Origin of the sequence: Stenotrophomonas sp. 364 (assembly GCF_009832905.1) — a bacterium.
GTDB lineage: Bacteria > Pseudomonadota > Gammaproteobacteria > Xanthomonadales > Xanthomonadaceae > Stenotrophomonas > Stenotrophomonas maltophilia_AP.
This window is the reverse complement of the sequence record NZ_CP047135.1, coordinates 3,535,935-3,548,405: the sequence shown is the minus strand read 5'-3', so window position 1 is coordinate 3,548,405 and position 12,471 is coordinate 3,535,935. Positions and strand designations below refer to the sequence as shown.

Annotated in this window: 12 protein-coding genes; 6 read left to right on the top strand and 6 right to left on the bottom strand. The window is 68.2% G+C overall.

The annotated features are described in order from the left end of the window. Positions 1–2: 2 nt before the first annotated feature. Both GQ674_RS15980 and GQ674_RS15975 read left to right on the top strand, forming a co-directional pair. Positions 3–779 (top strand): AMP nucleosidase, encoded by a 777-nt coding sequence (locus GQ674_RS15980; RefSeq protein ID WP_038686330.1) that lies wholly within the window; start codon positions 3–5, stop codon positions 777–779. A gap of 53 nt (positions 780–832) precedes the next feature. Continuing rightward, on the top strand, positions 833–1,372 hold the full coding sequence (locus tag GQ674_RS15975) for a DUF924 family protein (RefSeq protein WP_159497859.1): 540 nt from the start codon (positions 833–835) through the stop codon (positions 1,370–1,372). Positions 1,373–1,989: 617 nt separating this feature from the next. On the opposite strand, the gene grxD is transcribed toward GQ674_RS15975, so the two are convergent. Then, entirely contained in the window at positions 1,990–2,916 is a 927-nt protein-coding gene (grxD, locus tag GQ674_RS15970; RefSeq protein ID WP_159497858.1) for a Grx4 family monothiol glutaredoxin, read from the bottom strand. Positions 2,917–2,973: 57 nt separating this feature from the next. On the opposite strand from grxD, the gene GQ674_RS15965 reads away from it, so the two are divergent. Next, the gene (locus GQ674_RS15965; protein ID WP_159497857.1) at positions 2,974–3,756 is read left to right on the top strand and encodes a polysaccharide deacetylase family protein; all 783 of its coding nucleotides are present in this window, start codon (positions 2,974–2,976) and stop codon (positions 3,754–3,756) included. 17 nt (positions 3,757–3,773) lie between these two features. On the opposite strand, the gene GQ674_RS15960 is transcribed toward GQ674_RS15965, so the two are convergent. From GQ674_RS15960 to GQ674_RS15945, 4 genes are read right to left on the bottom strand one after another with little or no spacing between them, the layout of a single operon-like run. Continuing rightward, positions 3,774–4,127 carry a hypothetical protein gene (locus tag GQ674_RS15960; RefSeq protein ID WP_159497856.1) on the bottom strand — a complete coding sequence of 118 codons (354 nt, stop codon included), beginning with the start codon at positions 4,125–4,127 and terminating at the stop codon, positions 3,774–3,776. 60 nt (positions 4,128–4,187) lie between these two features. Next, positions 4,188–4,829 carry a methyltransferase domain-containing protein gene (locus GQ674_RS15955; protein ID WP_159497855.1) on the bottom strand — a complete coding sequence of 214 codons (642 nt, stop codon included), beginning with the start codon at positions 4,827–4,829 and terminating at the stop codon, positions 4,188–4,190. A gap of 56 nt (positions 4,830–4,885) precedes the next feature. After that, on the bottom strand, positions 4,886–5,509 hold the full coding sequence (locus GQ674_RS15950; RefSeq protein ID WP_159497854.1) for an SGNH/GDSL hydrolase family protein: 624 nt from the start codon (positions 5,507–5,509) through the stop codon (positions 4,886–4,888). Beyond that, positions 5,510–6,784, bottom strand: coding sequence for a pyridoxal phosphate-dependent aminotransferase (locus GQ674_RS15945; protein WP_038686340.1), 1,275 nt, complete (start codon positions 6,782–6,784; stop codon positions 5,510–5,512). A 142-nt stretch (positions 6,785–6,926) separates the two neighbouring features. On the opposite strand from GQ674_RS15945, the gene rsgA reads away from it, so the two are divergent. Continuing rightward, positions 6,927–8,024, top strand: coding sequence for a ribosome small subunit-dependent GTPase A (rsgA, locus tag GQ674_RS15940; RefSeq protein ID WP_128097010.1), 1,098 nt, complete (start codon positions 6,927–6,929; stop codon positions 8,022–8,024). A 47-nt stretch (positions 8,025–8,071) separates the two neighbouring features. Next, a complete protein-coding gene (locus tag GQ674_RS15935; RefSeq protein ID WP_201290168.1) occupies positions 8,072–9,325 on the top strand; it encodes a flavohemoglobin expression-modulating QEGLA motif protein in 1,254 nt (417 codons plus the stop codon). A 21-nt stretch (positions 9,326–9,346) separates the two neighbouring features. Here the strand turns inward: GQ674_RS15935 and GQ674_RS15930 are convergent, their stop codons facing one another. After that, positions 9,347–9,895, bottom strand: a complete 549-nt coding sequence (locus GQ674_RS15930; protein WP_159497852.1) for a DUF4274 domain-containing protein — start codon at positions 9,893–9,895, stop codon at positions 9,347–9,349. Between the two features lie 198 nt (positions 9,896–10,093). On the opposite strand from GQ674_RS15930, the gene GQ674_RS15925 reads away from it, so the two are divergent. After that, entirely contained in the window at positions 10,094–12,391 is a 2,298-nt protein-coding gene (locus GQ674_RS15925; RefSeq protein WP_159497851.1) for a TonB-dependent receptor, read from the top strand. Positions 12,392–12,471 lie beyond the last annotated feature (80 nt).

Here is a 12,471-nt window from a genome sequence, read left to right as displayed (position 1 = left end):
CTATGAAGAACAAACAGGAAATCGTCGAAAACTGGCTGCCGCGCTACACCGGCGTGCCGCTGGACCAGTTCGGCCAGCACATCCTGCTGACCAACTTCGCAGGCTACCTGCACACCTTTTCCCACCTCACCGGCGCGCCGGTGCAGGGTATGGACCGGCCGATGGCCAGCGTCACCAGCGATGACATCACGCTGATCAACTTCGGGATGGGCAGCCCCAACGCGGCCATCGTGATGGACCTGCTGTCGGCGGTGATGCCCAAGGCGGTGCTGTTCCTGGGCAAATGTGGCGGTCTGAAGCGCAAGAACCAGCTGGGCGACATGATCCTGCCGATCGCGGCGATCCGCGGCGAGGGCACCTCGGGCGACTATCTGCCGCCGGAAGTGCCGGCGCTGCCGGCGTTTGCGCTGCAGCGGGCGGTGTCCACCACCATCCGCGATCTGGGCCACGATTACTGGACGGGCACGGTCTATACGACCAACCGCCGGGTCTGGGAGCACGATGAGGCGTTCAAGGAGAAGCTGCGGCTGATGCGCTGCATGGCCATCGATATGGAGACGGCCACGCTGTTCGCGGCCGGCTTTGCCAACCACATCCCGATCGGGGCGCTGCTCCTGGTGTCCGACCAGCCGATGATCCCGGACGGGGTGAAAACCGAGGCGTCCGACGCCAAGGTCAGTTCGCAGTTCGTCGAAAACCATATCCAGATCGGTATCGAGGCGCTTAAGCTTATACGGCGCAACGGCAAGTCGGTCCGCCACCTGCGTTTTGACGAGTGATGGCAATGGAACCGGCGGGCGTCCTGGCGACGTGCCGCCCTCAGGGGTAGTGAATGGACGTGGCGGTACAAGTGGTGGAATTCTGGCGCGATGCCGGTCCACAACAATGGTTCACGCGCGATGACGCGTTCGATGCGCGGTTCCGCGAGGCGTTCCTGGAGGAACATTTCGCGGCGGCGCGGCGTGGGCGCGAGCATTGGCTGGGCAGTGCCGACGGTGCGCTGGCGCTGATGATTCTGCTCGACCAGTTTCCGCGCAACTGTTTCCGCGACACGGCCCATTCCTACGCGACCGACGGTCTGGCCCGGCACTACGCGATGCGCGCGGTGGAAGAGGGGCTGGACCTGCAGCTGGTGCCGAAGCTGCGTGCGTTCATCTATCTGCCGTTCGAGCATTCGGAGGATCCGCAGGACCAGGAGCGGTCGGTGGCGATGTTCGATGTGTTGGGCGACAAGGAATACCTGAAGTTCGCCGAGCTGCACCGCGACATCATCCGCCGCTTCGGCCGTTTCCCGCACCGCAACGCGGTGTTGGGCCGGATGCCGACGCCGGAGGAGCTGGATTACCTGGCCGAGGGTGGGTTTGCGGGTTGAGGTTGGAAGAGCGGGAGCAACTGCTCAACTGCAACTTCAACGGCTAACTGCAACTGCAACAGCGGCGGGTGCGCGCTTGCGCTGGCTTGGCGGGTACGGGTGGGTTGGCGGGACACGCCGTGAATCCCGCTCCGCGGTCCGGCCCAGCCGCTGGCGGCTGGGCGTTCGAGCGCATGCGAGGCAGTGCCTCGCAAGCAATGCGCTCTCACCCCTGGAGGCTCGTGGGCGCCATCCATGGCGCCCAACGGTCCCGCCAACCCACCCGTACCCACCCTCTGACAGTGTGCGGGTGCTCAACGAAAGAGCGGCAAAGCTCGAACACCTCTAACACCTCTAACGCTTCTGACACCTTGAACCAGCGGGTGCTGCTTGTGCTGTGTGTTTTTGCCATGGCTACCGGCCAACTGTCAGGGGTGGGGGTGTGGGGGTTCGCGGGACCGTTGGGCGCCATGGATGGCGCCCACGAGCCTCCAGGGATGGATTTACGGCGTGTCCCGTGAACCCCCACACCCCCGCCCAGCCCGAGACGTCACAGCCAAGCTGCTTTGGCTTCAGAACAGAAAACGAAAAACGCCGGCATTGCCGGCGTTTTTCTTTGAGCGTTGAACTGACGTCGATCAGTACTTCGGCACGCTGTTGTCCACGTCGTTCGACCAGGCGTCGATGCCGCCGGTGATGTTGTGCACGTTGGTGAAGCCCAGGGCGCGGAACTGCTCGGCGGCCTGCGCGCTGCGGCCGCCGTGGTGGCACAGGAAGCCCAGCGCGGTGTCCTTCGGCAGGGCTTCCAGACGGGCGCGGTTGTCACCGTCGAACGTCTCGAACGCCGCGTTGATCGACGCGATCGCGCGCTCATCGACCGGGCGCACGTCCACCACCGTCAGGCGGCCGGCGCGCAGCTGGTCGTCGGCATCGCGCACCGCCAGATCCTTCACCGCACGCGGTGCGTTCGGGTTGTCGATCGCAAGACCCTTACCGCGGATATCGTCCACCCAATCAATGGTGATGCCCTCGGCGCGACGCGCGCTGGCCAGATCGAACTGCACGCGCAGCCCGTTGGACTCGGCCGCGATCGCGTTGTCGTCGTGCGGGGCCAGCTGGAAGTTTGGCTGGAAGTTTGCATCGATGCCCAGCTGCAGCGACGCACCCGGTGCATCGGCCAGCGCGCCGCGCAGCATCTCTACCGCGGCCGGCGTCACCGTGATGTTCGGTGCCGTGCGGTCCGGTGCGGCCAGACCCAGCACACTGCTCAGCTCACCGCTGCTCGCCATCTGCAGAATGATGTCGCTGCCGCCCACCAGCTCGCTGTCGATGTACAGCTGCGGAATGGTCGGCCAGTCGCCGTAGGCCTTGATGCCTTCGCGGATCTCGGCGTCGGCCAGCACGTTGACGTGGGCGAACTCCACGCCCAGGTCCTGCAGCGCGCCCACCGCCTTGGCGGAGAAACCGCACTGCGGCATGCTCGGCTGACCCTTCATGAACAGCACGACGCGGTTGGCGGTGAGGATGGATTCGATGCGCGAGCGCAGGGCGGGATCAAGGGACATGACGGTCGGGTCCGGCGTTTGGAACCGGTCATTCTACGCCGCATGGCATCATGGGGCATGACCGTACCGGAAACATTGCATCGCATTCCCCTGCGCCCCTGGCGCTGGGTGCCCTGGCTCCTGGCGTCACAGCTGCTGGTGGTGCTGGCGTGGGTAGGCCTGGGGTGGCCCGTCGGGCTGGCGCTGATGGTGACCTCGCACGCGCTGTTCCTGGTGCCCGTGTTCCTGCCCAACAGCCGCTTCTACGCCCCCGTGCTCAGCCGCCTGCCGGGCAGCGCGCCCCGGGTGTGGCTGACCATCGACGACGGCCCCTCGCCGGAAACTCCGGCGGTACTGGACCTGCTGGACCGCTACCAGGCCAAGGCCACCTTCTTCCTGGTCGGCGAGCGGGCCCTGGCCCAGCCCGAACTGGTGCGGCAGATGCTGGCCCGCGGCCACACCTTGGGCAACCACAGCCACCGCCACCCGCAGACCCGCTTCTGGCGGCTGGGGCGGGCGGCGATGGCCGACGAAATCGCCCAGTGCCAGCAGGCGCTGACCGCCATCGCCGGGCAGCCCCCGCGCTGGTACCGCTCGGTCGTGGGCATGACCAACCCCTTCGTGGCCCCGGCCCTGGCGCAGTGGCAGCTCACCCGGGTGGGCTGGAGCGCACGTGGGTTCGACGGGGTGGACTGCCAGCCGGCGGCCGTGGTGGAGCGCATCGTGGCCGACCTGGGGCCGGGCGCCATCGTGCTGCTGCATGAGGGCGCGGCCCACGGGCACAACCTGGCGATCATCGAAGCGGTGCTGCAGGCCCTGCAGGATCGTGGCCTGAGCGCGGTCCTGCCCGACGCGGCGTAGGCGCCAGGCGCGCCGCGTTACGGCTGGATGCGGCCCGCCACCGGGTGCGCGTGCTGCCATTGCTGGCGCATCCAGCTGGCCAGCGACATCTGGGCCAGCAACAGCGTGACCGCCAGCCCCAGCGCCAGCACCCCGGTCACCCGCCGGCGGCGGTGCTGCAGCAGGCTGCCGATGCCCATCACCATGGCCAGCAGGGCCAGGCCGATGCTGATGCACAGCACCACCAGCAGCACCACCGGCAGCGTCTGCATCTGCGCATGGGCCGGGGTATGCGCGTAGTGCGCGCTGATCGCGAACATCACCAGCCCGCAGAGGCTGATCACCAGCGCGGCGATGCCCAGGGCGGAATGTCGGTGCGAGGGCGGGGTCATGCGGGCTCCATGCCGGTATCGGGGCGCGAGTATGCGCGTGCGGCGCGCCGTGCGCGACCCTCAGGCAAGTGCGGGCCGCTCGGCACTGACCAGCCAGTTGTTGAACGGGGTGTTGCCGTATAGCGGGCGCATCTGCAGGCGCAGGCCGGCCGCTTCCAGGGGCGCGCGCACGCTGTCGGCATCGGGATAGTGGCGCGGGCGGGTGCCCATCCACCCCACCAGGTGCGCCAGCATGTCGGTGATGCGGGTGGTGCGGTCGCGGCCGCTGTTGTCGGCCAGGGTGGTGCGGATCACCAGCCGCCCGCCCGGTGCGACGCGCGCGGCGGCCGCCTGCAGCAGCCCGGTCTGGGCGTGCGCGGGCAGGTACTGCAGCACGTCCAGCAGCGCCACGCTGCCGTGGTGGGCGGGCAGCGTGGCGCTGGCATCCAGGCAGTCGAAGCGCACGTCGGCCAGCGCCGCGCGCGCCCCGGCGCGCTGGGCACGGGCAATCTTGTCCGCATCGATGTCCACGCCCAGGTATGGCTGCCGGTGCCCGGCCTGGCGCACCACGTGCGCCAGCAGGCCCAGGCCGCAGCCGATGTCGAGCAGGGCGCCGTGCGCGGGCGCCAGTGCGGCCAGCACGCCCGGGTACAGCGGATCGCTGCCGAGCTTGCCGCGGCTGTAGTAGTAATCGCGTCGGTTGCCGAAGCGCTGGGCCGGCATGAAGGCGTCAGCGATGCGGCGGGCCTGTTCCTTGGCCAGTGGCAGGGCGTCCGTGCTCAGCGCGGCACCTCGTCGGCCAACTGCACCCGCGCCACCTGGAAGGCGCGCTCGGTCCACAGCGCGTACATCGCCGCCGACGGATGCAGGCCATCGTCGACCAGCATCACCGCTTCGGCGCCGGGGACCCGGCTGAGGTCGGTGATGTCGATGAACGACACGCCGTGCTCGGCGCAGATCGCGGCGGCGGCCGCGTTGTAGGCATCCAGTTCCTGTCCGACCTGCACGCGGTCGCGGTTGTGCTCGCGCGCATACGGGGTGACGCCCCAATCGGGAATGGACAGCACCAGCACACGCTGCGCGCGATCGCCGGCAAAGCCGAGCGCACGCTGCAGCAGCGCGGTGAAGCGCGGGCGGTAGTCGTCCACGCTGCGGCCGCGGTACTGGTCGTTCACCCCGATCAGCAGGCTGACCAGATCGAAGGGCCCCTGCGGCGCGGCGGCATCGATGCCGGCCTCCAGTTCGTCGGTGGTCCAGCCGGTGGTGGCGATGATCTGCGGGTCGTCCACCGCCACTTTGATGTCGCGCAGGCCGGCCACCAGCTGCAGTGGCCAGCGCGCAGCCGGTTCAACCCCTTCGCCGATGGTGTAGGAGTCGCCCAGGGCCAGATAGGACAGCGCCACTCAGGCCACCGCGCTGCGCGGCTTCAGCGGCACCACCTTGGTGTTCGCTTCGGCACGCCGCGCCAACGCGCGGTCGATGCGGGCGAAGACATCGCGCATCACCTCCGCTTCGGGCAGCAGGGTGACCCGGAAGTGGTGGCGGTAGGGCACGTTGAAGCTCGAGCCCGGCACCACCAGCACGCCTTCCTCGTTCATCAGTTCCAGTGCGAAATCGTGGTCATCGAAGCTGCGGGCCGCCGGCCCGACCACGGCCGGGAAGGCGTACAGCGCGCCGGCCGGGGCCACCAGCGACAGGTGCTCGCTGGCGTTGCAGGCCTCGATCACCGCGCGACGGGTTTCATACAGCCGGCCGCCCGGCGCGCACAGCGCCGAGACGGTGTCCGGGCCGTTGACGGCCGCATCGATGGCGTACTGGCCCGGCACGTTGGCGCACAGGCGCAGCGCGCTGAGCAGGTCCATCGCCGCGCGGAACTCGCCCAGCCGTTCGGCCGCACCGGACAACATCGCCCAGCCCACCCGCCAGCCGCAGGCGCGGTGGACCTTGCTCAGCCCGCTGAAGGTGATGCACGGATGCTCGCCGGCCAGCGGGGCCACCGGGTGGAACTGCGCGTCGTCGTACAGGATCTGGTCGTAGATCTCATCGACCATCAGCAGCAGGTTGTGCTTCGCCGCGATCGCCACGATACGCTCCAGCAGGTCGCGCGAGTAGCTGGCGCCGCTGGGGTTGTTCGGGTTGATCAGCACGATGGCGCGGGTGCGCGAGGACACCAGCGTCTCGATCTCCACCGGGTCCGGCTGGAAGCCGTTCTCCGGCGCGCAGCGGTAATACACCGGGCGGCCGTCGTTTAGGATGGTGGCCGCCGACCACAGCGGGTAGTCGGGCGAGGGCACCAGCACCTCATCGCCGGGGTTGAGCAGGGCGCGCAGCGACAGGTCGATCAGCTCGCTGACGCCGTTGCCCACGAACACCCGGTCCGGGTGCGCATCGGGCGCGCCACGCCGGGCGTAGGCGGCTGCGATGGCCTCGCGCGCCTCCGGCAGGCCCTGCTGGTGGGTATACGGGTCGGTGCGGCCCATGTCGTCGGCGATCGCGCGCTGCAGGTGTTCCGGTGCGCGGAAGCCGAAGTTGCCCGGGTTGCCGATGTTCAGCTTGATCAGCTTGCGGCCCTGGGCCTCCAGCTCACGCGCTCGCCGCGCCAGTTCGCCCCGGATCTCGTAGCGGACTTCGGACAGGCGCTCGCGGGTGGCAAGCGGCTTGATCGGGGGCGTGGACATGACTGGGCCGTTGGAGGGCATGGAATCTGCATGGTAGCGGAATTGGTGCGTTGCGGGGCAAGCCCCGCCGGGGCCAAAACCCCATTGTTGGCGGGCAGTTGCCCGACCCGGCCGGGGCGGCGGGGAAGGGTAGAATGGGGCGATGAGCGAACCGATCGATTTCCGCGCCCTGCAGACCATAGGCTGGCCCTGGGCAGGCGCCCCCGAGCTGCCCAGCTGGCAGGCCTTGTTCGATGCACACCCGCAGGCCCGTCCCGGCCGGGTGATCGAGCAGCACCGCACCGGCTACATCGTGGCCGACATGCCGGACGCGGCCATCAAGACCGAATCCCCGCCGGAGTGGCAGCGGCCGCGTTTCCCCAGCCATGAACGCGCCGCGGTGGGTGACTGGGTGCTGCTGGACGGCATCAAGATCATCGCGCTGCTGCCGCGGCGCACCGCGATCAAACGCGGGGCGGCCGGCGAGCATTACCACCAGCAGGTGATCGCGGCCAACATCGATACCGTGTTCATCGTGTGCGGCCTGGATGCGGACTTCAACCCGCGCCGGATCGAGCGTTACCTGCTGCTGGTGGGCGGTGGCGGCGCGCAGCCGGTGGTGGTGCTGACCAAGGCCGATCAGACCGAGTACAGCCAGGATGCGCTGGACGTGCTGGAAGAGCTGGCCGCGCAGGACATTCCGCTGCTGGCCATCAACGGCCGCGACCCGGCCAGCGCGTCGGCGCTGCTGCCGTGGCTGGGCGCGGGCCGCACCGTGGTGCTGGTGGGGTCGTCGGGCGCGGGCAAGTCCACGCTGACCAACACCCTGCTCGGCGAGGAGCGCATGAAGACCGCCGACGTGCGCGTCAACGACTCGCGCGGCCGCCACACCACCACCCACCGTGCGTTGATCCCGCTGCCGGCTGGCGCCTGCCTGATCGACACGCCCGGCATGCGCGAGCTGAAGCCGACCGGTGAGGAAGCGTTGAGCGAAGGCGGTTTCTCCGACGTGGAAGCCTTGTCGGCGCAATGCCGTTTCCGCGACTGCGCGCACCAGCGTGAGCCGGGCTGTGCGATCCGTGCGGCCATCGACGACGGCACGCTGGATGAAGAGCGCCTGTTGAACTACTTCAAGCTGAAGGAAGAAGTAGCGGCCGCGGCGGCCAAGCTGGCGGTACGCCAGGCGCAGCAGGCCATCGAGCGCAAGCACGTGGGAAAGGGCGCGCAGTGGCGCCCGGGCGGAAAAGGCGGCCGCCGATAACCCTCGCCGGGTAGAGCCACCCCATGGGGGGCTGCTATTGTCCGCCCATGGACACACCGATGACCGTGGATCGTGAGGTGGCCCACCACACCGCGCTCGATGCGCAGCTGGTGGAGGCGGTGGGCGGCATCAAGCTGCTCGGGCTGACCAGTTGGCCGGCCGCGCTGCAGGCGCCGTTCCTGGCCAGCGTGGCGCGCGGCAACCCGGTGCTGCCCCAGGTGAGCTATCCGAAACTGGACTTCAGCGACACGCGCCGCGCCCTGGCCGCGATCAGCGCCCAGTGCGATCCCGCGCACCCCATCGGCCTCTACGTGCAGCGCTCTGCGCACAGCTGGGACCTGGCCGCCGGCCTGCTGGAATCCCTGGGCACCGCCGCGGTGGATCACTACTCGGTGGAACTGTTCGGCGCGCCCGAACACCCGCTGCCCGGCAACGGCCCCAGTACCCGCGAGGCGGCCCGTCACTTCATCCAGATCGCGCAGGAGCTGGACCACGAGCTGCTCGCCCCGGAAGAACAGGTGCCGGTCTCGGCCACCGCGCTGCAGCTGCAGTTGCAGGGCGACCTTGATGCCTTCTTCGAATCGCGCATCATCAGCGTGCAGCTCGACCCGGAGCTGATTTCCAAGGCGGCCGCCGGTCCCACCCGCATCCGCCTGCGCACCAGCGCCCGCTTCAGTGCCTACGACCGGGCGCAGCTGTTCCACCACGAAGCGCTGGTGCATTCGCTGACCGCGCTCAACGGCCGCGAGCAGCCGCACCTGCCCAGCCTGGCGTTGTCCTCGCCGCGGGTTACCGCCACCCAGGAAGGGCTGGCCACGTTTGCCGAACAGATCACCGGCAGCATCGACATCGAACGCCTCAAGCGCATCAGCCTGCGCACCGAAGCGATCGCGATGGCGCGCGAAGGCGCCGATTTCATCCAGGTGTTCCGCTACTTCTGCGACGCCGGGCAGAACAACGAAGAGAGCTTCGCCTCGGCCCAGCGCGTGTTCCGCGGCGTGCCGCCGACCGGCGGCGCGGCGTTCACCAAGGACACCGTGTACCTGCGCGGGCTGGTGTCGGTGCACACCTTCTTCCGCCACATGCTGGCCGAAGACCGCCTGCAGGTCTGCCGCTGGCTGTTTGCCGGCAAGATGTCGCTGCAGGATGCCATCGCCTTCGCGCCGCTGTTCGAAGAAGGCATCCTGCGCCCGCCGCGCTGGCTGCCGCATTGGGTCAGCCGCGCCAACGGCCTGGCCGGCATGCTGGCGTTTTCGCTGTTCGCCAACCGCATCCGCATGGATCAGCTGGCCGCCGAGTAGGTCACCACCGTCGGTGGTGACCTATGCCTGCGGGTTCGCTTCTTCCCAGGCGATGTGCACGTCGGCCAGCTCGTACAGCTGCTCGACCAGTGCCATCGGCAGGCCGTCGTCGTAGTCTTCGTCGTAGGCCTCATCGAACGGATCGATGTGATGCTCGCCGTCCACGGCCTGCAGCATCTGCGGCGGCACCCGCTGCAGTTCATCGGCCGAATGCTCGTTCGGGCCGGCACCGTCCCACCGCGTCGGATCGAAGCCGATACCGTGGTCGGCATAGAAACCGTCCAGGAAGCGTTGCTGCACCAAGGCAATGAACTGGTGGGTGTCGCGATCGTACTCAGGCACGTCGTCCAGCGATTCGTACTGCGCATGCGAACCCGCACCGACGCTCCAGAACAGCATCAGCGCGGTGGCGCGGTCCAGATCGGGCTGGTCGGCCAGCCATGCCAGGGCGCGCTGGTTGTCACCGTAGTTGGAGCGCGCCACATAGAGGTGCCGCTGTTCCGGCGTGGCCTGTACCAGATGCGCGTGCAGCAGCGCCCACTTGGCGGCTTCGTAGTCCTGTTCGTTCATTGCCTGCTGTCCCTGCCGTTGCGGTAAGGGGTGCATTGTACGTGAGGTGCGCGCGGGGAGCTTGCGCGTGTGGTTTCGCGCGTTGGGTCGCATTTCATATGCCGCACCCCGTGGCGTAAGAATCCTTTCATGTTGCGTTCGCATGATGGTCACGCACCTGCAGTGCGCAGGTCATCACCCCCCATGCAACGGACTACCATGCTTACCCGACCCCTGACGATCGCCGTGGCGATTGCGCTGTGCGCCGCCAATGCCCACGCTGCCGACGTAGCCGCCAACGCAGGCCCCGATGCCACCGTTGCGCTCAGCGCGCAGACCCTGGACACCGTGTCGGTGATCGGCCAGGGCGAAACCCGCCAGGTGCAGCGCATCGGCACGGTGGACAAGCAGGTGCTGCCGCCCGGTACCAGCGGCCAGAAGATCCTCGACCGCCTGCCGGGCGTGTCGGTGCAGTCCAACGATGCCTTCGGCGCCAACGAGGAATCGCAGAGCATCACCCTGCGCGGCTTCGACAAGAGCCGCCTGGGCTACACGCTGGACGGCATTCCGCTGGGCGACAACAGCTACGGCAACTACAACGGCCTGAGCATCGCGCGTGCCCTGATCGCCGAAAACCTGGCCGGGGCGGAACTGTCGCAGGGCATCGGCTCGTTGGGCGTGGCGTCCACCAGCAACCTGGGCGGCACCATCCAGTACTTCTCGCAGGACCCGTCCACCGAATTCGGCGGCCGTGCCAGCGTGACCGTGGGCGACGACAACCAGCGCCGTGGCTACCTGCGCGTGGACACCGGCGACCTCAACGGCTTCTCGGCCTACGTGTCCGGCGTGCATCAGGATTCGGACATGTGGGCCGCCCCGTACCAGAACCAGACCACGCGTCAGTTCAATGCGAAGGCCGTGTGGAACGTGGGCGATCACCGCTTCGGTGCGTTCGCCGCCACCTCGCGGGTGAGCCAGGCCAACTACGCCTACCTGTCCAAGGACATGCTGCGGCGCGGCCTGGGCTATGACTGGAACATCTACGCCCCGGACTGGGATCGTGCCGTGGCCGCCGCCTATTGCGCACCCGGTACCCGAGATGCGCAGAAATGCGCCTTCAGCGGGGGTGTCAACAGCATCGACGATGCCTACTACCAGAGCCGCGCGCTGCGCGACGACAATCTGTACGCGTTGGATGCCGACCTGGCGCTGGGCGACACGGCGCGCCTGAAGCTGCTCGGCTACCACCATGAAAACCGCGGCCAGGGCCACTGGTGGGCGCCGGGCCAGCCCTCCTACCCGGGCACGCCGCAGGCGCTGCCGATTTCCATCCGCAGCACCAACTACACCATCAACCGCCAGGGCATCACCGCCGCGCTGAGCTGGCAGTGGGGCATCCATGAACTGGAAGCGGGCCTGTGGTATGAGCGCAACGACCACAACGTGGAGCGCAACTTCTACTACATCACTGGCCCGTTCCTGGATGACGCCTACCTCAATCATCCGGACCGCCGCCTGTTCGACCAGGACTTCGACATCCGCACGCGCCAGTTCTACGTGCAGGACCGCATGCGCTTCCTGGATGACCGCCTGACCGTCGATGTGGGCATCAAGAGCCCCAACACCCGCATGACCGCCAACGCCAAGCCGGGCACCGAGGCCAGCTACGCCTCGGGCACGCTGACCGCCAAGGAATCGGTGCTGCCGCAGGCCGGTATCGGCTTCAAGCTGAGCCCCAACCAGGAACTGTTCGCCTCGTACTCGGAGAACATCGCCGCGTTCGTCGGCGGTGGCAGCGGCGGCCCGCTGCAGGTGTCGCCGGAATCGTTCGCGGCCAGCGCCGGGCTGGAGCCGGAAAAGTCCAAGACGCTGGAAGCGGGCTTCCGCACCTTCGGCGAGAAGTACCAGGCCTCGATCGCGGCGTACCACGTCATGTTCGACAATCGCCTGCTCTCGCTCAATCCCTGCACCAGCATCGAGGTGGGCACGCGCCCGGAGTGCATTACCCGCTTCATCAACGTGGGCTCGGTGAAGAGCCGTGGTGCCGAGCTGACCTTCATCCTCAAGCCGGTGGATGGCCTGCAGTGGTACAACGCGCTGTCCTGGAACAAGACCACCTACGAGGACAACTACACCTCCGGCGGGGCGATCGTGCCGGTGGCCGGCAAGATCACCGTGGACACCCCGCAGCGGATGGCGTCCAGTGAAATCAGCTGGAACCGCGATGGCTTCTTCGCCAGCCTGCGCGCCAAGTACACCGGCAAGCGCTATTACACTTACACCAACGACCAGTCGGTGGCGGGCGTGACCACCTTCGATGCGGGCGTGGGCTATTCGTTCGGCCCGGGCCTGGGCCTGCGCGACGTCAAAGTGTCGCTCAACGCGACCAACCTCACCAACAAGCGCTACGCCGGCCAGCTCAGCGCGTTCGCCCCGACCGACCCGACCGGTACCCGCTACGCGATCCACGCCAGCGCCCCGCGCCAGGTGTTCATGACGGTGGCGGCGGAGTTCTGACCACCGCGGGCAGCGCCAACCGTCCATTGCGGTTGGGGTGCGCGGGTGTGCCGACCAACGGTCGGCACCTACCGGTACGT